The sequence below is a fragment of the Couchioplanes caeruleus genome, assembly GCF_003751945.1.
Classification (GTDB): domain Bacteria; phylum Actinomycetota; class Actinomycetes; order Mycobacteriales; family Micromonosporaceae; genus Actinoplanes; species Actinoplanes caeruleus.
In genome coordinates this window covers 1,134,873-1,157,657 of sequence record NZ_RJKL01000001.1, presented here as the reverse complement: position 1 = coordinate 1,157,657, position 22,785 = coordinate 1,134,873, and the positions used below count along the sequence as shown (strand labels likewise).

The following is a 22,785-nucleotide window of genomic DNA, read 5'->3' as shown; positions in this document are numbered from 1 at the left end:
GTGTCTCCGAAGGTCAGGCCTGGGCGAAGGCGGGCGCGGCTCCGCGCTCGGGAAACTCCGCACCGAGCAGGGTGAGCACGGGACGGGCCTTGACGGCGGTCTCCTCGTACTCGGCCGCGGGATCGGACAACGCGATGATCGCTCCGCCGACGCCGTAGCGCAGATGGCCGTCGTGCAGCACCACCGTGCGGATCACGATGCTCAGATCGGCGGCACCGGTCAGCGAGAAGTACCCGATCGCGCCCGAGTAGAGGCCGCGCGGACCCGCCTCCAGCCGGTCGATGATCTGCATCGTGCGGATCTTCGGCGCGCCGGTCATCGAGCCGCCCGGGAACGCGCAGCGCACCCCGGCCACCGACGTGCTACCCGCGGCCAGCCGGGCCCGCACGGTGCTGACCAGCTGGTGCACGGTGGCGTACGTCTCGACGTCGAAGACCTTGGCCGCGTGCACCGAGCCGATCTCGGCGCGGCGGCCCAGGTCGTGCCGCACCAGGTCGACGATCATCAGGTTCTCGGCGCGGTCCTTCTCACTCAGCGCGAGATCCTCGACCAGCAGGGCGTCCTCCTCCGCCGTACGCCCTCGCGGCCGGGTTCCCTTGATCGGCTTGGACTCCATGTCGCCGTGCCGGTCGATCTGGAGGAACCGCTCCGGTGACGTGCTGAGCACGGACACGCCACCGAAGTCGAGGAACGCGGCGAACGGCGCGGGGCTGTACCGGCGCAGGAAACGGTATGCCTGCCAGGGGTCCAGGTCGGTGTCCGCCTCGATCATGTTGGTGAGGCAGACCTCGTACGTCTCGCCGTGGAGGATCTCCTCCTGGCACCGCTCGATCAGGGCCAGATATGCCTCCCGATCGTGCCGCAGGCGCAGCCGGGAGGTCACCGCGTCCGGCGGCCCGTCGCACGGCTCGGGCTCACGGCCGGTGAGTGACCGCAGCGCCGCGGCGGTGTCGGCCAGCCACGCGCGTGCCGGGGCCTCGTCGCCGTCCTCGGCCAGGGCGAGCAGGTAGGTGCACCGCGTGCGGTGGTCGAGGACGATCGCCCGGTCGGCGAAGACCATGACGGCGTCCGGCTCGGCCGACGGGTGCCCGAGGTCGCCGTCGCACTCGGCCTTCAGTTCGTAGCCGAGCGCGCCCACCCAGCCGAGTCCGAAGTCGAACGGGAGGAACGGCACCCGGGTGTCGAGTGACCGGAGATCGGCCTCCAGCCAGTCGAGAAAGGCACCGGACAACACCTCCGTACCGGACGCCGCGCGGATCGTGACGGTTCCGGCGGCGACGTCGGCGGAGGCGATCCGGGCCAGCGGGCCGCCGGCGTCACCCATGACCGACACCTCGCCGGGGCCTCCGGTCCGGCTGCTGTCCAGCCAGTACGGGTGCTCTCCGCCTCGCAGAAGCGTGTCGAACACCACCTCGGCGTCCCAGCGGGTGCCCATCGCCTCGACGAGTACCTCGAGCCGGCGGCGCCGTGCGGACTCGGCGATGGCGGGGCCGGCCGCCGGTGCGACCACCTCGATGGTCTCCCGCGTCCCGCGGTGCCGTTCGGTCAGCCGGCCGAAGTTGGCCAGCAGCCGGCGGCCGCCGACCGTGCCGATGGACTCGGGATGGAACTGCACGCCCCACAACGGCAGGTTGCGGTGCCGCAGCGCCATGACGACGCCGTCGTCGGCCCAGGCGGTCGCCTCCAGATCGCCGGTCACGCCGGTGACGGCCAGCGAGTGGTAACGGACCACCTCGAGCGGGGACGGCAGGCCCTCGAACAGCTCCGTGCCGTCATGGCGGATCAGCGAGACGCGGCCGTGACGTGGTTCCGGCGCCAGGCTCACCTGCGCACCGTGCGCCAGGGCGATGCCCTGATGCCCGAGGCAGACGCCGAGTACGGGCAGCCGGCCCTCGGCGGCGATGGCGGCGCAGAGGCCGAAGTCCGCCGGCCGGTGCGGGGTGCCGGGGCCGGGGGAGAGAACCACGTTGTCGAACTCCGACAGCCGCTCGGGCCGCCACGCCGGGTCGTCGTTGCGGATCACCTCGGGTCGTCGGCCGTTCACCTCGGCCAGGTAGTGGACGAGGTTGTACGTGAACGAGTCGTAGTTGTCGACCAGCAGCGTGCGCATGTGCGGTTCCTAACCTGGTCCTCGGAGCGGCGGAGGGTCAGCCGACGGGCGTGACGGCGGCTCGGTGGGCGGCGGCCAGGTCCCTGGCGATCTCGGCGTTCACCGCGGCCTGGTGTGCGGCGATGAAGAAGTGACCGCCGGGAAATCCGGCCATCCGGAAGGGGCCCGCGGTGTGGCGCTGCCAGGCTGCGGCCTCGTCGGTGGTGGTGAGCGGGTCGGCGTGTCCGGTGAGGACGGTGATGCCGGCCTTCAGCCGGGCGTCCGGGGCACCCCGGTACGTCTCGATGGCCTCGTAGTCCGCGCGGATCGCGGGCAGCGCCATCCGGAGGATCTCGTCGTCGCCGAGCAGGCCGGAAACGGTCCCGTTGAGGCGCCTCAGCTCGGTGATGACGCCCTCGTCGTCGCGTGCGTGGACGGTCTCGGCACGTACCGTCGAGGGTGCCCGGCGGCCGGAGGCGACCACCGTGTGCGGTCCGGAGAGCGTGCGTTCGAGCCGCAGCGCGGCCTCGTACGCGAGGATGGCTCCCATGCTGTGCCCGAAGAACACCGTCGGTTTCGGGCTCAGCACGCGCAGCTCGGCGACGACGGCGTCCGCCAAGGAGGCGATACTGGTGTGACAGGTCTCCAGGCGGCGGTCCTGCCGTCCCGGGTACTGGAGACAGACGACGTCGGCCGTTGCTCGGTGCGCGGCGGAGACCGGATGGTAGAAGCTGGCCGATCCGCCCGCGTGCGGGAAGCAGACCAGTCGCACCGGCCGTCCCGGGTTCGGGTGGTAGCGGCGCAGCCACGCAGTGGTCACGTCATCGGCGATGGTCACGGCAAGTCTCCTTCTCGCGGGGATGTCGCTCATACAAACCGAGCGCCGGCACGGGGATTGCTAGTCCTCGACAGTGACCGCCCCGGCCGGGCACAGGTCCCGGGCCAGGTACACCGCCTCGGCGTGGCCGGCGCCGGGCTCGGCGTCCAGCACCTCGACCACGCCGTCGTCGTCCTGGTCGAAGACATCGGGTGCGGACAGCACGCACTGGCCCGCGCCGACGCAGGTCTGGGTCGACACCGTGATACGCAACTCGTCCTCCAGGGATGTGGCTGGTAGGCCTACCAGCGGACCGGCAGTGCGTGCAGTCCGTGCAGGACTCCGTCGTACTTGTAGGGCAGGCCTTGCTCGCCGACCGCGAGCCGCAGTCCGGGGATCCGCTCGAACAGCGTCCGGTACGCCAGCTCCATCTCCACCCGGACCAGGTTCTGCCCGAGGCACTGGTGCACGCCGTAGCCGAACGCGACGTGCTGCCGGGCGCTGCGTCCGGGATCGAACAGGTGCGGGCAGCCGAACACCGTCTCGTCGTGGTTGGCCGCGGCCACCAGCGGCACGACGCCCTCGCCCGCCCTGATCATCTGACCGCAGATCTCGACGTCCTCGACGGCCACCCGCAGCGACACCAGGTCGGCGACCGAGTGCAGCCGCAGCAGTTCCTCGACGATGCGGTCGTCGCCGATCCACCGGGGGTTCTCCAGCAGCGTCACGATGCCCAGGCCGATGTTGTTGGCCGTGGTCTCGTGCCCGGCGATCAGCAGGAGCAGCAGCACACCGGGCAGCTCCCGCGGCTCCAGCGCGCCGCCGGCCAGCAGCCGGCTGGGCAGATCGTCGCCCGGCCACTTCGACTTGATCTCGATCAGCCGGTTGATGTAGCGCAGCAGCTCCCGGCTGGCCAGGTCGCGCTGCTGGTCGGTCGAGGCGCGGATGGCGATCAGGGTGCGGGTCCGTGACTCGAAGAACTCGCGGTCCGCGACCGGCACACCGAGCAGCGCGGAGATGACCAGCGACGGGATCGGCAGCGCGAAGTCCGCGATCAGGTCCGCCTCCGAGCCGCCCGCGAGCAGGTCGTCGACGACCTTGTCCACGACGCCCTGGATCGCCGGGCGCATCGCCCGGATCCGGCGCACGGTGAACTCCGGGATCAGCGCCTTGCGGAACCGGTCGTGCTCGGGCGGATCCAGGCCGACGAACCAGCCGGGGATCTGGTCCTGGCGCGGCACCCCCATCGTTTCGCCGATGTGGGGGAAGCCCTCACGGTCCGGATTGGAGCTGATCTTCCTGCTGGTGAGGATCTCCCGGACGGCGGCATGCCGGGTGACGAGCCAGACGGGCTTGCCGTCCGGCAGGTACGACAGCACCAGCCCGTCGCGTTCGCGGTATTCCACGTACCGCGGGGGTGGAAACGACTCGCCCTCCTTGCGGAGCGGAAAGTCGACCACCAGCGGTTCGGAGTCGGTCACGTCCGGCGTCCTTCCTGGCGACTCGGTGCGCTCGGTCATGCCCGCTCGCAGAACCCGCGGACGGCGGCCACGATGGTGTCGATGTCGGTGGCACTCAATGACGTGTACGTGGGCAGGTAGAAGCCGTCCTCGCTGAAGCGGGTCGCGTTCAGGTGGTGCCAGCGCTCGTCGTAGTAGCCGGGCTGGCGGCTCATCGGCTTGAAGAACAGGCGCGTCTCGATGCCGTTGGCGCTCAGGTGCGCCCGCAGCTCGTCGCGGCGTTCGGCGCGGACGTCGTACATCCACAGCACATCGCGAGGCGGCATGAGGGTGATGCCGGGGATGCCGCGCAGACCCTCGTCGTAGCGCCGTTCGATCTCCCGGCGGGCCGCCAGGATGTCGTCCAACCGTTCCGTCTGGGCCAGGGCGACGGCGGCCTGCATGGCGGTCATCCGGAAGTTGTAGGCCAGCTTCTTGTGCAGGAAGCTGTGGTCCCGGGTGAACGCCATGGCGCGGAGGTGGGCCATCTGACCGGCCAGGGCGGCGTTCTCGGTCACGCAGATGCCGCCCTCACCCGAAGTGATGATCTTGTTGGCGAACAGCGAGAAGCAGGCGATGTCGCCGACCGGGCGGACTCCATGGGCCTCGGCGGAGTCCTCCACCACCCGCAGGTTGTACTGGAACGCGAGATCCATGATCGCGTCCATGTCACAGCGCCGGCCGTAGATGTGTACGGGCATGATGACCTTGGTCCGCGGGGTGATCGCCGCCTCGATGAGGGTGACGTCGAGGTTCAGGTCGTCGCCGCAGTCCACGAAGACCGGCGTGGCGCCGGTGTAGGTGACCGCCCACGCCGAGGCGATCATGGTGAACTCGGGGACGATGACCTCGTCTCCCGGCCCGACGTTCAGGGCTCGCAGCGCGAGGGTCAGCGCGGCGGTGCCCGAGGAGCAGGCCACGCCGTGCGCGACGCCGTTGAACTCCGCGAAGGCGCTCTCGAAGCGGCCCACGGCCGGCCCCTGTGAGGAGATCCAGCCGTCGGTGAGGGTGTTGGTCACGTACTCGAGCTCGCGTCCGTCCAGCGTCGGCATGGAGACGGGGTACTTGAAGGTCATCGCGTCACCACCTGGTTGATCAGATCGGCCGCGGCCCGGACACCGCCGGCCTCGCGCTGGCGAGCGCCGAGCTGAGCGGCGCGGGCAGTGAAGGAGGGGTCGTCCAGGACCCGGTTGAGCTTGTCGAGCACGTCGTCGGGATCGACGGTCTCCGGGTGGTCCAGGGTCAGGCTCACGCCGGCGTCACGGCCCCGGATCGCCTGGTCGAAGCAGTCCACCCAGAGCGGCCGCACCACCAGGGGCTTGCCGAAGTAGACGCCCTCGTGGAAACCGTTGCCGCCGCCGTGGGTGAAGAACACCTTGACCGCCGGATGGGCGAGCACGTCCAGTTGCGACGGCAGCCAGTTCTCGATGCGCAGGTTCGCCGGCAGGGGACCGGCGTCCGCCAGGAGGTGCTGTTGCTCCGACGGCAGTCTCCACAGCACCGAATGCGTGCCGTCGAGCCGTCGAGCCACTTCCACCAGCGCACCGGCCTGCGCGGTGCTGAGGCGGGTGATCGTGCCGAAACCCATGTAGACGACCGACCGCTGGGCGGCGAGCCAGCGCATCACCTCGTTGTCCGTGGAGGCCTCGGGCAGCGGCGGCATGAGCGCGCCGACCAACTTCAGCTTGTCCGGGATGTCGAACGGGTAGTCCAGCTCCGGGATCGAGTTGCAGATGACCATCTCGGCGCGATCGACCCGCGTCATCGGGCTGGGGACGGAGAGGCCGAGCTCCTTGCGGATCCGGGCGTCCTCGGAAAGGACCCTGCCCATGGCCGGATGGAAGAACATCGCGAGGGTGCGCAGCTTGAACATCTCGTTGCTCAGCCGCTGCCACGGTGTCATGCGGGCGGGCAGGCCGGAGTGCGGCACCGGGAAGCCGCGCGGCGTGTAGGACCTGGCGAACGGATTGTGTGCGGTGAGGACATTGCTCGGCAGGAACGGAACGCTGAGCACGAACGGGATGCCCCGGGTCAGGGCGAGGTCGACGGCGAAACTGCACAGCGACTCGATGACCATCAGCTCCGGCTGGATCTCGTCCACCGCGGCGGCGAGAGCCCGGAACTTGGTCGCCTGAAGGTCCGGCCGGTACGTGTGCCGGATGACCGCGCGATGCGCCTTGAACCGCGACCGCTGGGTGACCCTGCGGTAGGTGGCGTCGTCCCAGGTGACGGCGGACAGCTCGGGGACGACCTCGCCGAGTGACGCGAATCGCACCGGGTGGTCGCCGGAGATCGTCTCGATGTCCGTACGGCGGGACTCGTCGGTGGCGAAGGACAGGCCTGGCACGCCGCGGCGTGCCAGCTCGGCGGCGAGCACCAACATCGGGTTCAGCAGTCCGCTTTCGGGCAGGCTGACGAACATGACGGCGCGCGGGTCGGTGTTCACCCTTCCTTGATCCCACGAACCGGACGGGGGTTTTCCTTAGACCTCTGGCGATGTGCGGAGGTGCCCGGACGCACGAGGCGGGATGAAGGGCGCCTATCGGACCGCGGCGTCAGGACCTCTTGCCCGTTTCGCGGTAACAGCCCGTCCTCGACGGACCGGATCGTCCAGTTGATCTTCATTGGTAGGGTTGCGCGTCGGCAAAGGGGACTTGCCGGAGTCGAATGCTCGGACGGGTCGACCGGCGCTGACGCGTGAATCGATTGTGATCAATTCAAGGAACAGAATTGTGGTAGCGGTCTCATCAGGGTGCGATGACGAGACATGGTCGGCCGGCATGCTGCGGGAGGCTGCCGCGGAGGCGATCGCTCAGGGCCGCGAATCCGATGCGCGTGAACTGCTCGAGCTGGCCCTGCGTGACCAACCGGACGGTCCGGCCGCCGCCGAGCTGGCTGACCTCGCGTGGTGGCTCGATCCGCCGGCTGGTGCACGAACACTGACGCAGCCGGCCCGGCAAACCGGGTTGACCGGCCCGGCAGCCTCGGTGCTGGCCCGCCGGCTGGCCTGGCACGGCCTCGCCGACGAGGCGGCAGCCGTGCTGGATGCGCATCCCGACACCGGTATCGAGCGCATCGTCACCGGCGTGTGGCTGAGCCGACTGTATCCCGGCAGCTTCACACCGAGCGCCGGGGAGCCGGCCGCCGACCGCATCGCCGCCACCCACCCGTGGCTGCGGGGCACCGCTACGCCGGACGCTGTGCTCCAAGGCCTGCGCCTCCACCGCGCGGCCCTGGAACCACTGGTGATGTCGTTGCTGGCGCTGGAGAATGCCCAGGCTCTCGACCCGGACGTGCCCTGGTTCACGGACCTGATCGCCGCGGCGGGGCGCTCCGGCTCGCGGCTGCCCGAGGCGCTGCTCACCGCGGCGCGGGCGCGGGCCGAGCTGCGCCGTGGCGCTCTGGCCGAGGCTGCCGGATCCGCGGAGGCGGCATTGCACGCCGTGGGCCCGGCCGGTTGGGGCGTTGCCGTGGGCCTGCCGCTGGGCACGATCCTGGAGGCGTTCACCGCGCAGGGACGTCACGAGGAGGTCGCTGATCGGCTGTGGACGACGGTGCCGCGCTCGCTCTGCCGCACCCCGTACGGACTGATCTATCTGCGCGGCCGTGGCCTGCACTACCTGGCTACGGGCCGCGAACGGGCGGCACTCAGCGAGTTCATGGCGGCCGGTGACGTTCAGGCGGGGTGGGGCGTCTCGTATCCGGGACTGTCGCCCTGGCTCCTCGACGCCGCCCGGGCCCACCTCGCCCTCGGTGAGCCGGACCAGGCTCGAGCGCTGGCGGACCGACAGATCGCGGCCATCGGCAGCGATCATCCCCGAGTCCGGGCCGGCGCGCTCCGCGTGCGGGCGGCGACGCTCGATCCGGCCTACCGGCCCGGCCCGCTGCGCGAGGCGATCAGCGTGTTCGAGCGTTGCGGGGACCGATGGGAACTGGCGCACAGCCTGGCCGAACTCGGTCAGGCCTTCGACGACGCCGGGCAGCCGTCGTACGCACACGCCCCGCGCAGCCGGGCACGCAGTCTCGCCGAGGAGTGCGGCGCCGGCCCGCTGTCCCACGTCATGGCGGCCCGTGGAGAGGCGGAAGAACACCGTGCAGGTCGGAGCACCGCGTCGTTGCGGGCCCTCAGCGACGCCGAGCGCCGGGTAGCCGAACTGGCCGCACAGGGCTACAAGAACCGGGAGATCGCCCGGCGGCTGTTCCTCACCGCGAGCACGATCGAGCAGCACCTCACCCGGATCTATCGCAAGCTCGGCGTGTGCCGGCGCAGCGGACTGGTCTCCGTTCCCGGCCTGGTCCCCCAGGCCGGGCCGGGGTCCGCGGTCAGCGGTCGCCCTCCGACGCGGCGACCGTGAGCTGGACCGGCAGGTGGTCGGAGCCCACCGGGGGCCCCACCCTCGCGTGCGTGGCCGTCAGGCCGGGGCCCAGCAGGACATGGTCCAGCTGCGCCATGGGCCGGTGCGCCGGCCACGTGCGACCGCGGACCGCCGGTCGATAGGGGTGTGCCACCCGCACCGTGGGGCGGCACATGTTCAGGTCCCCGGCGATCAGCGTCGGGATGCCATGCCCACGCAGCCCGGCGACCAACCGGCGCAACTGGGCGGGTCCGTGCAGCACCCGGTGGGTGAGGTGGACGTTGACCGCGCGCAACCCGGCGAACGTGACGACCTGGGCGCTCCGGATCCCTACCACGTCCCCGCGTGCGGCGCCCAGGGCCAGCGGCCAGACGCTTTCCCACGGCACCCGGCTCAGTACAGCCAGGCCGAAGGAGCCGGTCTCCTCGGGCACTTCGCCGTCGACGATGTCCAGCCGGGCCAGCGGGACCCCAGAGATCAGGTCCAGTTCGGTGACCGACCCGTAACCACAGTCGGCCGCCGCTGCCGCGGCGAGACTCGTCGATCCCTCGACGCGCCAGTTCTCCTGCACCAGCACGACGTCGGCGTCCAGGGCGGCGATCGCCTGCTTCACCGGGAAGGGCCGGCCGTTGCGGTCCAGCCCGCAGTGCAGGTTGACGCTGGCGAGGGTGAGAGTCATGGCCGCCTTTCGCATGGGACGGTGATCGTCCAGTGAGCATGGCGGCGTCAACTCTAGGGAAACCCTCGGAAGCCAGGACGCAGGCTGGGTACCTGAGGAGTCGTACACCGGAGGAGGCGTCGTGGGCTTGGTCCGTCTCCTCCGTGCCCATCTGCCGTCGTACCGTCGCGACCTGGGACTGCTGGCCGGGCTCCAGATGGTGCAGACGCTCGCCACCCTGAGCCTGCCGGCGTTGAGCGCCACCGTCGTGGACAACGGCGTTGTCGCCGGCGATGTCGGTCACATCGCCCGCACCGGACTAGTCATGACCCTGATCACCGTGGTGCAGGTCGTGGCCAGCGTCGCGGCCGTGTGGTTCGGGTCGCGCACAGCCGCCGCGGTGGGCCGTGACATTCGTTCCTCCGTGTTCCGCCGCACCCATGACCTCTCCGTCGCTCAGGCAGCCAGGTTCGGCACCTCGTCCCTGGTGACCCGGACCGTCAACGACGTCCAGCACGTGCAGGCACTCGTGCTGACCACCCTCAACGTCGCTCTCGCCTCGCCGTTCGTGTGCGTCGGCGGCGTCGTGCTGGCGGCCCGCTCCGACGTACCTCTGGCCGGGTTGCTGACCGCGATCGTGCCGGCCGTGACACTCACTGCGACGATCATCCTGACCCGCATGAGCCCGCTGTACGCACGGATGCAGATCGGCCTCGACGGTATCGGCCGGGTGCTGCGCGAGCAGATCACCGGTGCCCGCGTCGTCCGCGCATTCGTGCGGGAGGACCATGAGCGTCGTCGCTTCGCCGCGGCGAACGCCGGGCTGCTGGATGTGTCGCTGCGGGTGGGCCGCCTGACCGCCGCCATGTTCCCGGCGGTGCTGCTGCTCATGAACCTGTTCAGCGTCGCCCTGCTCTTCACCGGTGCGGTGCGGGTCGACGGCGGCGATCTGCAGGTCGGCACTCTCACCGCATTCCTGGGCTACCAGGCGCTGATCCTCATGGCCACCGTTTCCGCCATGCTCGTCATGCTCGCCCTGCCGCGCGCCGAGGCGTCCGCCCGGCGCATCGTCGAGCTGACCAGTACGGTCGCGGGCTTGCCGGTGCCCGTGCGTGACGGCCGGCCGCTCCGGCCGCGCGGCCTGGAGCTGCGGGATGTGCGGGTCTGCCGGGACGGCGCTGAGCGACCCCTGCTGGACGGGATCGACCTGCTCGTGCGGCCGGGGGAGAACCTGGCGGTGGTCGGCAGCACCGGCAGCGGAAAGACGACGCTGCTGGAGCTCATGGTGCGGCTGCTCGACGTGACGAGCGGGCTGATCCGGGTGAACGGGATGGACGTCCGCGAGATCGGCCCGGCGCACCTGAGCCGGATCGTCGGCCTGGTGCCGCAGAAACCGTATCTGTTCTCCGGAACCGTCGCCGAGAACCTGCGCTTCGGCAACCCGGACTGCACCGACGCCGAGCTCTGGCGGGTCCTCGAGGTGGCGCATGCCCGCGACTTCGTCGAACGGATGCCGGGCGGCCTGGATGCCATCCTGGCCGAGGGCGGCGCCAGCCTGTCCGGCGGACAGCGCCAACGGCTCACGATCGCCCGGACGCTGGCACGCCGGCCCCAGATCTACCTGTTCGACGACTGCCTCTCGGCGCTGGACGCGGCGACGGACGCGGGTGTCCGCGCTGCGCTGACCGCGGACACGTCCGGCGCCACGGTGGTGACGGTCGCCCAGCGGATCAGCGCGATCCGGCATGCCGACCGCATCCTGGTCCTGGACGCAGGCCGCATGGCGGGCCTCGGCACTCACCGGCAGCTCATGGCAGCCAGCGAGACCTACCGCCAGATCGCGGCCTCGCAGCGCGAACCGCGCGGTGCGGCCTCGTGACCCCGCGCGACCTTGCGGAGGCGAACGCCGGAGTGGGTCAGGTTCTCGCGCTGTTGCGCCCGTACCGCTCGCGAGTCATTCTGATGAGCCTGTTCGGACTCGTCGGGGTGGCGCTGAACTCCGTCGGCCCGCTGCTGCTGGGTCGCGCCACCGACCTGATCTTCGCCGGGGCGCTCAGCCGCGGCCTGCCTACCGGGATCAGTCGGGATCAGCTGATCGCCCAGTATCGGCAGCAGGGCCAAGACACCCTCGCCGACGTCCTCACCACAGTGCATCTGGTGCCCGGCGGCGGGCTGGACCTCCCGGCGATCGGCCGGGTGCTGGCACTCGCCGTGGTGCTCTTCGTGGCCGCGTCGGCCGTGAAGTGGGCACAGGATCGGATGGCCACCCGGGTGGTGCAGTCGGCGGTGGCCGACCTTCGAGCGCAGGCACAGGGCAAGATGTCCCGGCTGCCGCTGAGCTACTTCGACCGCGTCCCGCGCGGTGAACTCATCAGCCGGGTCACCAACGACATGGACAACGTCCAGCAGACTCTGCAACAGCTGTTGAGTCAGCTCATCACGGCACCGTTCGCGGCGCTCGCCGCGCTGGTGTTCATGCTGTTCGTGTCCCCGCTGCTGGCCCTGGTCGTCCTGATCAGCCTGCCGATCTCCGGTGCGGTCGTGTCCTGGCTCGTGAAGCGCTCGCAATCGGCATTCGACCGGCAGTGGGCGACCACCGGCTCGCTGACCGCACAGGTCGAGGAGGCGTACGCCGGTCATGCCCTCATCAAGATCTTCGATCGGCGGGCGCACGCCGAGGCGGCGTTCGACATGGAGAACGAACGGCTGCGGGAGACCGGCGCGCGGGCGACGTTCGTGTCCGCGGTGATCGAGCCCGCGATGATGTTCGTCAGCAACCTCAACTATGTGGCGGTGACTGTGATCGGCGCATTGCGCGTCGCCGCGGGCGGCCTGTCGCTCGGCGACGTGCAGGCGTTCGTCCAGTACTCGGGCCAGTTCAGCCAGCCGGTGGGCCAGCTCGCCAACGCTTCGGGCCAGTTGCAGTCCGGCGTCGCGTCGGCCGGCCGGGTCTTCGAGCTGCTCCGCGCGCCGGAGCAGCAGCCGGATCCCGAGCGGCCGGTGCCCCCCGCCGATGTGCGGGGACGGGTCGAGTTCCGGAGCGTCTCGTTCCGCTACACCCCCGACGAACCGCTGATCAGGGACCTCAACCTGGTCGTGGAGCCGGGGCAGACGGTGGCGATCGTAGGGCCGACCGGTGCGGGCAAGAGCACGCTCGCCAACCTGCTGATGCGCTTCTACGATCCCGACGGCGGACAGATCCTGCTCGACGGTCACGACATCAGCAGGATGACACGGGCCGGCCTGCGATCCTGGACCGCCGTGGTGCCGCAGGACACCTGGCTGTTCGCAGGAACGATCGCGGACAACATCGCGTACGGGCGTGAGGGCGCGACGCGCGAGGACGTGATCGCCGCCTCCCGCACGGCTTGCCTGGACCCGTTCGTCAGGACGCTGCCGGCCGGCTACGACACGATGCTGGAGGAGGACGCGTCCATCATCAGCGCCGGCGGCCGGCAGCTCGTCACGCTGGCCCGGGCGTTTCTCGCAGAGCCGCGACTGCTGCTGCTCGACGAGGCCACCAGCTCCGTCGACACCCGGACCGAGGCGCTCGTGCAGCGAGGCATGGCCGCGCTGCAGGCGGGACGCACCACGTTCGTGATCGCGCACCGGCTCTCCACCGTGCGGCACGCCGACCTGATCATCGTCATGCGTGACGGCCGGATCGCTGAGCAGGGAACCCACGACGAGCTGGTGCGATCCGACGGCCCCTACGCAGGCCTTATACGGGCACAGGCCGGTGCAGTGCGCAAGGTCTGACGGCGATACCGGTGTTCGGCGACCGCACCCATCGCGCTGGCAGCGGGTATCGCGTCGCCGATGCCATGAGGGCTGGAGGTGTGCCCGGCAATGACGCAGCATTCGCGCGCCAAGTGAGCGCACCGACCTGAAGCAGATCCAGCCCCGGCATCTTGATCAAGCTCTCGGGCTGGGTTTCGCGTAGGCCTGCTGGCCGGCGCGGTAGACGGCGCGTACCTGGTGCAGGGCGGTGAGGTCGGTGAGGGGGTCGCCGTCGATGATGAGGAGGTCGGCGTCGTAGCCGGGGGCGAGGCGGCCCTTGCGGTCGGCGATGCCGCAGGCTTCGGCGGCGACTGAGGTCGCCGCCGCCAAGGCGTCGGGGTTGGCCAGGCCATATCGGCCGAGGCGCACCATGCCGTGGGCAAGCACGCCGTGGGGCTTGCGGGGGACCACTCCAGCATCGGAGCAGCAGACCAGGCGCACCCCGGCGGCGTGCATGCGGACGAAGTTGATGCTGCGTTGCTCGAGTTTGGCGAACACGGCCGGGTTGCGGATGTCCCCTTCCGGCAGGGCAGCCTCGGTGGCCCCCACGTGTACGCCGGCGGCGGCGATGGCGTCCACGGTCGCCCAGTCCACGTCGATGCCGTCGGCGGTGAAGAAGGAGACGTGTTCGAGCCCGGCCACGCCGGCGGCCAGCGCGTCGGTGATCCCGGGACCGCCGTGCGCGTGTGCGGTTACTCCGAGCCCTTCGGCGGCTGCGGCCTCGACCACTTCGGTGAGCTCGGTCCGCTGGTACTGGGACTCGTGCGTGCGGAAGCCGGGCGTGATCGCTCCGCCGGTAGCCATGATCTTGATGACGTCCACGCCGCGGCGGGCATGGTCGGCGACCGCGCGGCGCAGCGCTGCCTGGTCGTCGGCCTCGCCGCCGAGGAACCAGCAGTGCCCGCCGGCGCGGGTCAGCGGGGGACCGGAGGCCAGGATCTCCGGCGCGGGCGCGCCGCTGGCCCGGAGCTGTTCACGCAACCTGAGCGCGAGGAAGTCGCGGTCGCCGAGGTCGCGCACCGTGGTGACACCGGCGGCCAGGTGGGCCTGGGCGTGGGCGGCCATCCGGTCCAGGAGGACCGGCTCGGGAACCGTGGCGAGTCGTTCGGGCGGCTCGGCCGGGTCGAAGGCGAGGTGGACGTGCGCGTCGACGAGCCCGGGCAGCACGGTTACGTCGCCCAGGTCGCGCACCGGTAGGTCGGTGGCCGGCGGCGCGCCGGTGGTGTCCACGGCGGTGATACGTCCGCCGTCGATGACCACGAGCACCGGCCCTGGACGACCGTCCCGGCCGTCGAACCAGCCCGCGGCCCGCACCGCCCATGGCCGGTCGCCGCGAGGTTCACTGTGTGCCTCCGTGGGCATTCGCCCTCCCTCGATCACCGATGCCGGGAGCCGGCCGTCGGATCCTCAGTCGCGGCGGGCGTACCCGCGGACGCGTTCCCGGAACGCGCTGAGGGCGCCGGGGCCAGGCCGCTGGCGAGAAGCCGGTGTTCGCGTCGATGGCCTCGGCGCCGACATGCCCGTAGATCATGTGTCCAAGCTCATGGGCGATGATGTGCTTTCGATGGGTTCCGGTGCTTGCCTGGTCGGAGAAGACGAGGTCCGTGTCCTCCATTGACAACCACATACCGCAGGCGCCTTCTGTCGATGGCATGGGGCGATGACAATCGGACGTCCACGTGCGTCCCCGAGTCCCTCGCACAACGACGTCACTGATGTCGCCCTTTCGAGGGGAAGCTCAGCAATCAGCCCGGCGCACCTACGGCGGATGTGCCGCAGGGACGTGGAGCCGGCACCACCCCTGCCTCGCTCGCTCATCCCCGGCACCGTGGGGGTTCGCCCTGGCGACGCCGACGCATCGAACTCGACGTCGTCCATCCGGGTTGGACCGGTCGGCGACGCCGGTGACGTGGACAAGAGGCCTGCCCGCCGGGTCCGTGTCCCGGCGCGGTCCCGTCGCTCCTGTTAACATGCGGACCACGCGCAGGTCCCCTTAGGCGTCGGCGGCCTTCGATGCCCCAGCGATCATCCTACCGACACGTACTCGTGAAGATGAATACGGTTACATGTCGAGTACGCTCCCGCTCCCCGCATCGGCGCGTCGACCCGTCACCCTTTCGCCAGGGAGTGCGCATGGATCTGGATCCGGCCCGGCTGGGAAGGCTTGAGGCCCAGCAGTTGCTGACCGGCGCCGTGGTGCCACGGCCCATCGCGTGGGTGAGCACAGTGTCCAGAGAGGGACAACCCAACCTCGCGCCCTTCTCATACTTCGCGCCGGTCTGTTCCGAGCCGATGACGCTTCTGTTCTGTCCGGTCGCCGGCCCGCCCCCACGTCCCAAGAAGGACACGCTGAGCAACGTCGAGGCGGTGGGGGAGTTTGTGATCAACGTTGCCGAGCAGAGCACCGTCGCGGCGGTGAACCAGTCCTCTGCCGCCGTGCCGCACGGACGATCCGAGTTCGAGCTGGCTGGGGTCACACCAGTTCCGGCACGGCGGGTTCGGCCACCGCGGGTGCAGGAGGCAAGCATCGCCTTCGAATGCCGGCTGCGGCAGATCGTCCGCGTCGACGATCCCCCCCCCCCCCCCGCGGGAGGCTGCATCGTCATCGGGACCGTCGTCATGGTGACCATCCGTGATGACATGTACGACTCGGCCAGCGGCCGGGTCAAGCTGGACAGCCTGAAACCGGTGGCCCGCCTTGGGGGCACCGACTACCTCCGCGCTACCGACACTTTCTCCATGGCTCGTGCCGCGGCAACGTAGCCCTGGTCGGTATGCGTGGCGGCGGGCTCGCACATCAGACACAGGCGCGTAGCATCGGCATAGACACACATCTCACCCATGAAGCTCAACTGTCGGTGGGGCTCTTCGGTGCCTCAGGGCCAATGCCGATGCGGAGCAAAGTGAAGGTGTCCTGTGTGGTTCACGCCGTCCCCGAGAAATTGTCAAGAGTTGTGGACTGGGTCGCTGACGTCTACCGAGGCTTTTCCCACTCAGCTCGGGTGAGTTCGTACTCGACTTCACCGTGCTCGGAACCCTCGATCGCTTCCGGCCAGTCTTCGGTGAAGGTCCGGACGAGGGACAGGCCCGACTTCTCCATGACGCGACGGGAACGGGTGTTGACGGCCATGGTGTTCGCCGTGACCCGCTCGACCTTCTGGTCCGTGAACCCTTTGCGGATCAGTGCCCGGGACCCCTCGGTGGCGTAGCCGCGCCCCCATGCCGCCTGGTTCAACCGGTAACCGAGTTCGACCACGGCAGGGCTGTGCTCCTGCAACGGCCGGAACTCGAACCACCCCAGGAAGGTGCCGGTGGTCTTCTCCTGCGCGGCCCAGTAACCGCGGGTCTGCCAGCACGGGTAGTCGTGCAACAGTCGCGGCAGGGTCCGCGTCTCGATCGCCTCGCGGCTGGTGGGTCGGCCACCGTTGATGAAGCGCATGACCTCGGGGTCGTTGTCCAGGGCGAGCAGATGGTCGGTGTCGGCCGCTGTGAACGCGCGCAGGATGAGCCGGTCGGTCTCCAGGAACGTGGACATGCCGCGATCTTGACCATCAGCGGGCCGGGCCTGCCACCGGTTTTCCGGCGGGCGGCAGTTGGTGGTGTTCATGCCGCGCGGGCTGCGGATCGCTCGACCAGCACGCCGCCTGGCTCAGCAGCCATATCTTCAGCTCAACCCATGCCGGTCGCTCCGCCGGCCGATCCTCCCATCGTTCATCGATCAAGAGCAGCACGCATACCCACCAGTTCGCTTTCGGGGGCGCCGGCTGACGGTGGTCGAGCCATCGCAGACGGCCGTCCTCGTCCGACCGCAACAGCTGATCGAGTTCCCCGCCGGAAGTCCCCGCGGCGCGGGTGGCGGACGGGAACCAGAGGGCGCCTCTCGGTGGAGTGCTTTACTTCGACGACGCCAGAGTTACCACTTCTCCTGGCTCCCGGTCAGGAAGTCGGATTCGACCATCTCCCACGAGACCGCTGCGTGCGCGAGGCTCAGCAGGACGAGCGTGGCGCCGGCCAGGGTCCCGAGCAGTAGCCACAGTGCCAGCGGGCGAGTACGCGTGAAGATTGCGGCGGCAAGCGTCAGCAGCAACATGGCCGGGACGATGATCAGCTCTGACTTGCTGTAGAGGGCGAACGGAATCAGCTCTTCGTGGCCTTCGAACCAGGAAAAGTACACGTCTCGGGGCAACCAGATGTGCCCTAACACGGCGAGATGCGGCCCTGCCCCGACAAGGCTCGCCAGCCACCAGCCGCGTGGCCGTGTGGATGACGACGTGGTCTCGGTCATATGATCAAGCTACGGTGAATCTCCGTCGGAAGATCACATTCAGACGGATCTTGCGTGCAGCGCCCCCGCGCCCCACCGCAGTTGGACAGGGTGGACTTTGCACCGGGCGTGGAGACTCAGTCATGCCCGCATGTGTATCACTCGCGCCGGAGTGTTTCCGCCTCCCTCGACGACGCCAGAGGTGCTGCCGCCTGGTCCTAAATTCCCTCCGGAGAGCGCGGGCCGGTTTCCTGCACTTCCCGGCTCGGAATGCGTAAATGCTCGATGTACGCCATTGCCACGGTTACACCAACCGGCACGGCGATCGCCCACCAGACTCCGTAGGCAAAGCCCAGCACAACCGCGACGGGCAACCCTAGAGTCAGCGTCAGGCAGCCGGCGAAGAAGACCGGCGGGGGAACGGACTGATCCGGTTCAGCGGGCGGGACCACGGTAACCGGCAGCTTCGGATGAGGCACTGGGAGATCGGCGAAGAGCCGCAACAGCTCCGACTGAGTGCGTGCCAGCCGCGAGGCTTCCACGCGCCGCTCGTACTCGGTGGAATCGAGCCTCTTCGCGATGAGGTGCTCCTCCAGCGCCTCGTGCGCCGAGTTGCGCTCGGGGGTACCGATCAGCACCTCAGGCGCTTCCGTGCCGTCGCCGTCGTCAGTGCCTGTCACGGCGGCAGCCTAGCGACCATGGCCGGGAGCAGCGGCCAGCCATAAAGACCCTGTGACCTGGACGTTCGGACATCAGGAGCTCGCTGAGCCTAAACATACAAGTGTGGTAGATCTTCCCCGTGGCTGACATCGACTTCCGTACCGGGGACGTGCTGGAGATCTTCTGCCCGTTCACCGAGGCGAGGGTGGCCGGCGTTTCCGCCGGAGACGTGTCGATTCGCTGGCCCTGGTGGCGAAACGATGCGGATGTCGAATGGATCGACTGGAACGGGAACGTCGCGATCGCCGGCGGACCGGACACGCCTGGCTGGAGCAACGAGCTGTTCCGTACCGAGCCTCCCGCCGAACTGCTTCAGGTGGGAGCAGACTGCCGCGTCGGCATTCCTCCCACCGTCGTGCACGTGATCGAGGTACAGAGGTTCGACCCACCGCTTGAGACGGGTCGGCTGCCGCGACCCCACCGCGAGATTGTGGTTCTGACCCGCGGTGTGTCCGAGGACCTCAACGCCGTTGAGCAGGGAATCGGCTTGAACCCGGATGACGACATTCCCCTGATGATCAGACTGGTGTTCCGGCCGTACGCCTTCCTGGATCTCGGCGACGATGTCGCCGACCGCCACGGTCGCGCCTGGTGCTTCGACGGACCGTGGGAATGGCGTGCTTACGACGGGCAGGGCGGAACTCCCGCTTGGCCTTTGACCTTGCTTACCGGCGGCGACGGCCTGGGCGATGCCAAGCGTTCCGCGACGGTGAGCACCGCCACACAGACCGGCTCCCACGAGATCGAGGTCGAGAGGTGGCGGCGAGCCGCTCATGCAGAACCTCCGGTCCGCTGAGGTCGGCGACTACATGAGGCAGGTGGTTGGCCAAGGTCGTCGAGCGAGGAATGTGCGCACCGAATTTCGTGCCACCCAAGCCGATCCGCCAGTTGCGCGACCTCACCCGCTATCGCCGCTCACTGATCCGTGACCGCACCCGCGCTGCTCTGCGCCAAGATGTTCGCTCCACGCATGAAGCAATCCGCCGGCAGAACGAAACAGGCAACCACCGGCAAAGGCGATCCCTGGCTGGCCAGCACTTTCGGCGAGATCACTGCGGTCCTGGCCCGCAGCGACACCTTCCTCGGCGAGCGTTATCGGCGGCTCTCGCGACGCCGAGGCAAGCTGCGCGCGATCGTCGCCACGGGCAACAGCTGCGATCCCTGCCGACCGTCGGTTCTCGTTCCCAGCGAAGATCATTTGCTTGCTAGGGTGCGCGGGTGGGAATCAAGCCATGGCACCTCATGGTCCTGCTTTGCGCCTTTGCTGTGGCGATGGTCGTGGCCGGACTGCTCGTCTACGCGTATCGCCAGCGCAAGTAACGGGCCGCGGCACTGCTGCACTATGCCCGCTTGTGGTGGCTGTGACCGTTCCGTCCTCATGGTTGTGGCACACGCCTGTCGGCTTGTGCCAGGCAGTGTCGTTCCGCGCCATAACTGTTGATCACGCATGGATCATGTGGCCTGCCCGTGGATGCCGCCACGAGCGCTGACTGCCGTGCGGGATCGCTTTATGCTCCGTCACCCACCCGCACCCGGCCCGCGACTGGACGGTGCCGCCCCGCCAGGGGCCGCCGGGCGGGGCCGCTGGCTCAGCCGGCGACCGACCACCAGGCCGCCGTGTCGGGAGGCAGCATGCCACCGGCGACGGCGCTGCTGGCGAGCAGTGGCGCGTCGGTCACCGGTATCCCGGCCGCAGCCAGGTCGACCGGGGCGTCGGTCAGGTTGACGGCGCAGACCAGCGACGGGGCGCCGGCCCGGCGGAACGCCAGTACCCCGACCGGGGCGGGCAACCACTCCAGCTCCTCCGAACTGCCCTGACCGAGCGCCGGGTGCTCCCGCCGGGTGCGCAGCGCCGCCCGGTACAGCGTCAGCATCGACGCCGGGTCGCCGTGCTGCGCCGCCGCGGTGAGCTCGGCCCAGTCGGCCGGCTGCGGCAGCCAGGGCGTCGAGCTCGCCGGCCCGAACCCGTACGGCGGCGCGTCGCCGGACCAGGGCAGCGGCACCCGGCAGCCGTCGCGGCCCGGCTCGGCCCCGCCGGAGCGCAACCAGATCGGGTCCTGCCGCGCCTGGTCCGGGAGGTCCAGCACCTCTGGCAGCCCCAGTTCCTCGCCCTGGTACAAGTAGGCCGAGCCGGGCAGGGCGAGCATCAGCAGCACCGCGGCCCGGGCTCGGCGGAGCCCGGCCTCGCCGCCGCCGAACCGGGTGACGTGCCGCCGCTTGTCGTGGTTGGAGAGGACCCACGTGGTCGGCGCACCGACCGCCCCCATCGAGGCGAGGCACTGGTCGATCACCCCGCGCAGCTCGACGGCGTCCCAGGGCGCGCGGAGAAACTCGAAGTTGAACGCCTGGTGCAGCTCGTCGTAGGCCACGTACCGGGACAGACGTTCGTAGGTGGAGGCCCAGGCCTCGGCGACGGCCATCCGCTGGCCCGGATAGCCGTCCAGGATCTTCCGCCAGGAGCGGTAGATGTCGTGCACGTCGTCCTGGTCGAAAAAGGGCAGATCGCCCTTGCCGAGCAGTCGTACCTGCTTCCGGGGGCCCACGTCGGGCAGGCCGTCCGCCTTGATCATTCCGTGTGCCACGTCGACCCGGAAGCCGTCGACGCCGCGGTCCAGCCAGAACCGCAGCACGTCCTCGAACTCGCCGCGCACCTCCAGGTCGCGCCAGTTCAAGTCGGGCTGGGCGGGGTCGAAGAGGTGCAGGTACCACTCGCCGTCGGCGACCCTGGTCCAGGCCGACCCGCCGAAGACCGACTCCCAGTCATTGGGCGGTTTCTCCCCCGTGGCTCCCTTTCCGGGCCGGAAGAGGTACCGCTCCCGCGCGGCGGAGCCGGGCTCGGAAGCCAGGGCCTCGGCGAACCACGGGTGCTGGTCCGAGGTGTGGTTCGCGACCACGTCGATGATCACCCGCAGGCCGAGCCGGTGCGCCTCGGCGACCAGCGCGTCGAAATCGGCGAGGGTACCGAACATCGGGTCGACGTCGCGGTAGTCGGAGACGTCGTACCCGGCGTCGACCTGGGGGGAACGGTAGAACGGCGACAACCACACCGCGTCCACCCCGAGGTCGCGCAGGTGAGTCAGGCGGTCCCGGATGCCGGGCAGGTCACCGATGCCGTCCCCGTTCGCGTCGGCGAAGCTGCGCGGGTACACCTGGTAGATCACGGCGGTGCGCCACCAGGGCGCGGCATCGGCTCTTGGACGCGCCGGGGGCGCGTCGATGTTGTCGGCCACGGGAAGTCCTTACGAGAGGGGGTACGGGACTCAGGCAGGGGTACGGCTGCGGACCCCGTGCCGGCTCAGGGCCGGCGTCAACAGAGGGTAGGCCCCAAGATCCAGTGCCATCGCCGGACATCATTGCGATGCAGCCGATCTGCGCGGTTTGTGTCTCATGCGTCTTGGCGAGTCTCAATGGATCGGCGTGGGTTCGAGCATGGAAGGCTCGTCGGAACTTCGGTCTTGGGCCCTGCCCCGCTGGTCAACCATCACCGTGCGTGATGTTCCCGCTCGTGTCGTATCGCTGCCCGATGGGCGGACCTGCCTGATATGCAGATGAGCGGGCGTATCGAAGTTTGCGGTTGGCTCTGGCTAGGGTGATGTCGTGTCGCTCTACGCCGGGTTCGACGGAACCCCACTGCACTACTCGGAAAGTCGTCCCGATCCCCATCGCCATCGGCTGCCCGTGATCGTGCTCGCTGGGGGCGCAGCCAGGCACCCGAGCTACCTCGGCGATCTGGCCGGTCTTGACGGGCGTTTCCCGCTGATCATCCCTCATCTGCGCGGCGTGGGTCATTCACCCGCACCGTCTCAGGACGAGGTGGGATCGTTCTGGCGTCAGGCCGAGGACCTTGAGCTTCTGCGGAAGCATCTCGGTCTCGATCGCGTCGTGCTCGCTGCGCACTCGGCTGGCACGCGGCTGGCCATCGCGTACGCGGCGCAGTTCCCCCAGAGGCTCGCAGGGATGGCTCTGATCACGCCTCCGGCCGGGTACCTCGTCGACGCACCCTCCGATGCGGAGCAGTTGATGGTCCGCCATCGTGGGGAGCCGGCGTTCGATGCCGCCGTTCAAGCGTCGGAGGCCGGCCCGGACTTGAGCGACGATGACGCGTTCAACGCGTGGCAGATACGCGTCGCGCCGATGGGATACGCCTCGTGGGGAGCGGCAGAGCAGGCACACGCGGTGATCGGCCGGTGGAACCTGGCGGCCGCCAAGGCCTACTTCAGCGTTGAACCCCCGGGCGACCTTGTCGCCCGGGTCGGCAGGGTGACTGCGCCTGTGCTGGTCATTGCGGGGGCAGACGACTGCCTGACGGGTCTGGCGCCCGTCAAGGCGCTGGCGGCGCGGTTTCCTTCCGGCCGGCTCGAGGTGCTCGAGCGATGCGGGCACTACCCGTGGGTGGAGCGGCCGGAGGCGTTCCGGCGAGCAATCGACCCGTTCCTCGACGAGCGGGAACGCGCGAAGAGCCCGCCTCCGGCGGACTTCTGAACCAGACCTTCGACAAGGCGAGGCCAGGCGGAAGCTACGAGCTGTGATGGACGAGGTGTTCGGCTGATCGCCTTGTTCGTCTCCATCTACTTGTCGCAGCTCGGCTCCCCGCATGGACTCC

At 69.6% G+C, this 22,785-nt stretch carries 19 protein-coding genes; 6 read left to right on the top strand and 13 right to left on the bottom strand.

The window, feature by feature from the left end:
* Positions 1–13: 13 nt before the first annotated feature.
* From pabB to EDD30_RS05445, 6 genes are read right to left on the bottom strand one after another with little or no spacing between them, the layout of a single operon-like run.
* Positions 14–2,110: an aminodeoxychorismate synthase component I gene (pabB, locus tag EDD30_RS05470; RefSeq protein ID WP_071802614.1), complete on the bottom strand. Its 2,097-nt coding sequence runs from the start codon at positions 2,108–2,110 to the stop codon at positions 14–16.
* 37 nt (positions 2,111–2,147) lie between these two features.
* Entirely contained in the window at positions 2,148–2,927 is a 780-nt protein-coding gene (locus tag EDD30_RS05465) for a thioesterase II family protein (protein WP_071802615.1), read from the bottom strand.
* 60 nt (positions 2,928–2,987) lie between these two features.
* Positions 2,988–3,179 (bottom strand): ferredoxin, encoded by a 192-nt coding sequence (locus EDD30_RS05460; RefSeq protein WP_071802616.1) that lies wholly within the window; start codon positions 3,177–3,179, stop codon positions 2,988–2,990.
* A 29-nt stretch (positions 3,180–3,208) separates the two neighbouring features.
* Positions 3,209–4,387: a cytochrome P450 gene (locus tag EDD30_RS05455; protein ID WP_244945128.1), complete on the bottom strand. Its 1,179-nt coding sequence runs from the start codon at positions 4,385–4,387 to the stop codon at positions 3,209–3,211.
* Positions 4,388–4,422: 35 nt separating this feature from the next.
* Positions 4,423–5,481 (bottom strand): DegT/DnrJ/EryC1/StrS family aminotransferase, encoded by a 1,059-nt coding sequence (locus EDD30_RS05450; protein WP_071802618.1) that lies wholly within the window; start codon positions 5,479–5,481, stop codon positions 4,423–4,425.
* The gene (locus tag EDD30_RS05445; RefSeq protein WP_071802619.1) at positions 5,478–6,851 is read right to left on the bottom strand and encodes a glycosyltransferase; all 1,374 of its coding nucleotides are present in this window, start codon (positions 6,849–6,851) and stop codon (positions 5,478–5,480) included. Before EDD30_RS05445 ends, EDD30_RS05450 begins: the two co-directional genes overlap by 4 nt.
* A 334-nt stretch (positions 6,852–7,185) precedes the next feature.
* On the opposite strand from EDD30_RS05445, the gene EDD30_RS05440 reads away from it, so the two are divergent.
* Entirely contained in the window at positions 7,186–8,760 is a 1,575-nt protein-coding gene (locus EDD30_RS05440) for a helix-turn-helix domain-containing protein (RefSeq protein WP_071802620.1), read from the top strand.
* Here the strand turns inward: EDD30_RS05440 and EDD30_RS05435 are convergent.
* Positions 8,729–9,439 (bottom strand): endonuclease/exonuclease/phosphatase family protein, encoded by a 711-nt coding sequence (locus EDD30_RS05435; RefSeq protein ID WP_170047042.1) that lies wholly within the window; start codon positions 9,437–9,439, stop codon positions 8,729–8,731. The genes EDD30_RS05440 and EDD30_RS05435 overlap by 32 nt on opposite strands.
* A 121-nt stretch (positions 9,440–9,560) precedes the next feature.
* Between EDD30_RS05435 and EDD30_RS05430 the strand changes: the two genes are divergently transcribed.
* Together EDD30_RS05430 and EDD30_RS05425 are read left to right on the top strand one after the other, a co-directional pair.
* Entirely contained in the window at positions 9,561–11,297 is a 1,737-nt protein-coding gene (locus EDD30_RS05430) for an ABC transporter ATP-binding protein (protein ID WP_244945127.1), read from the top strand.
* Positions 11,294–13,177, top strand: coding sequence for an ABC transporter ATP-binding protein (locus EDD30_RS05425; protein WP_071802622.1), 1,884 nt, complete (start codon positions 11,294–11,296; stop codon positions 13,175–13,177). The genes EDD30_RS05430 and EDD30_RS05425 overlap by 4 nt, the downstream gene beginning before the upstream one ends.
* Before the next feature lie 156 nt (positions 13,178–13,333).
* Here the strand turns inward: EDD30_RS05425 and EDD30_RS05420 are convergent, their stop codons facing one another.
* Positions 13,334–14,560 carry an amidohydrolase family protein gene (locus EDD30_RS05420; protein WP_071802623.1) on the bottom strand — a complete coding sequence of 409 codons (1,227 nt, stop codon included), beginning with the start codon at positions 14,558–14,560 and terminating at the stop codon, positions 13,334–13,336.
* 771 nt (positions 14,561–15,331) lie between these two features.
* Between EDD30_RS05420 and EDD30_RS05415 the strand changes: the two genes are divergently transcribed.
* Positions 15,332–15,961 (top strand): flavin reductase family protein, encoded by a 630-nt coding sequence (locus EDD30_RS05415; protein WP_170208253.1) that lies wholly within the window; start codon positions 15,332–15,334, stop codon positions 15,959–15,961.
* 211 nt (positions 15,962–16,172) lie between these two features.
* Here EDD30_RS05415 and EDD30_RS05410 read toward each other — a convergent pair whose 3' ends face one another.
* The 4 genes from EDD30_RS05410 to EDD30_RS05400 all read right to left on the bottom strand — a co-directional run bounded on the left by EDD30_RS05410 (position 16,173) and on the right by EDD30_RS05400 (position 18,142).
* Entirely contained in the window at positions 16,173–16,733 is a 561-nt protein-coding gene (locus tag EDD30_RS05410) for a GNAT family N-acetyltransferase (RefSeq protein WP_071805175.1), read from the bottom strand.
* A gap of 16 nt (positions 16,734–16,749) precedes the next feature.
* On the bottom strand, positions 16,750–16,929 hold the full coding sequence (locus tag EDD30_RS38790; protein ID WP_143162661.1) for a hypothetical protein: 180 nt from the start codon (positions 16,927–16,929) through the stop codon (positions 16,750–16,752).
* 182 nt (positions 16,930–17,111) lie between these two features.
* Positions 17,112–17,483 carry a hypothetical protein gene (locus EDD30_RS05405; RefSeq protein ID WP_143162660.1) on the bottom strand — a complete coding sequence of 124 codons (372 nt, stop codon included), beginning with the start codon at positions 17,481–17,483 and terminating at the stop codon, positions 17,112–17,114.
* A gap of 197 nt (positions 17,484–17,680) precedes the next feature.
* Positions 17,681–18,142: a DUF1707 SHOCT-like domain-containing protein gene (locus EDD30_RS05400; protein WP_084556356.1), complete on the bottom strand. Its 462-nt coding sequence runs from the start codon at positions 18,140–18,142 to the stop codon at positions 17,681–17,683.
* Positions 18,143–18,261: 119 nt separating this feature from the next.
* Between EDD30_RS05400 and EDD30_RS05395 the strand changes: the two genes are divergently transcribed.
* Positions 18,262–18,978 (top strand): hypothetical protein, encoded by a 717-nt coding sequence (locus tag EDD30_RS05395; protein WP_071805172.1) that lies wholly within the window; start codon positions 18,262–18,264, stop codon positions 18,976–18,978.
* Between the two features lie 793 nt (positions 18,979–19,771).
* Here the strand turns inward: EDD30_RS05395 and EDD30_RS05390 are convergent.
* The gene (locus tag EDD30_RS05390; protein WP_071805176.1) at positions 19,772–21,400 is read right to left on the bottom strand and encodes a glycoside hydrolase family 13 protein; all 1,629 of its coding nucleotides are present in this window, start codon (positions 21,398–21,400) and stop codon (positions 19,772–19,774) included.
* Positions 21,401–21,779: 379 nt separating this feature from the next.
* On the opposite strand from EDD30_RS05390, the gene EDD30_RS05385 reads away from it, so the two are divergent.
* A complete protein-coding gene (locus tag EDD30_RS05385; RefSeq protein ID WP_071805171.1) occupies positions 21,780–22,664 on the top strand; it encodes an alpha/beta fold hydrolase in 885 nt (294 codons plus the stop codon).
* Positions 22,665–22,785: the final 121 nt, after the last annotated feature.

What these genes read in the sequence shown, in the direction of transcription:
- pabB (WP_071802614.1), bottom strand. Translation starts at nt 2,110, where the DNA reads ATGCGCACGCTGCTGGTCGACAACTACGACTCGTTCACGTACAACCTC.
- EDD30_RS05450 (WP_071802618.1), bottom strand. Translation starts at nt 5,481, where the DNA reads ATGACCTTCAAGTACCCCGTCTCCATGCCGACGCTGGACGGACGCGAG.
- EDD30_RS05440 (WP_071802620.1), top strand. Translation starts at nt 7,186, where the DNA reads ATGCTGCGGGAGGCTGCCGCGGAGGCGATCGCTCAGGGCCGCGAATCC.
- EDD30_RS05435 (WP_170047042.1), bottom strand. Translation starts at nt 9,439, where the DNA reads ATGACTCTCACCCTCGCCAGCGTCAACCTGCACTGCGGGCTGGACCGC.
- EDD30_RS05420 (WP_071802623.1), bottom strand. Translation starts at nt 14,560, where the DNA reads ATGCCCACGGAGGCACACAGTGAACCTCGCGGCGACCGGCCATGGGCG.
- EDD30_RS05415 (WP_170208253.1), top strand. Translation starts at nt 15,332, where the DNA reads ATGGATCTGGATCCGGCCCGGCTGGGAAGGCTTGAGGCCCAGCAGTTG.
- EDD30_RS05410 (WP_071805175.1), bottom strand. Translation starts at nt 16,733, where the DNA reads ATGTCCACGTTCCTGGAGACCGACCGGCTCATCCTGCGCGCGTTCACA.
- EDD30_RS05405 (WP_143162660.1), bottom strand. Translation starts at nt 17,483, where the DNA reads ATGACCGAGACCACGTCGTCATCCACACGGCCACGCGGCTGGTGGCTG.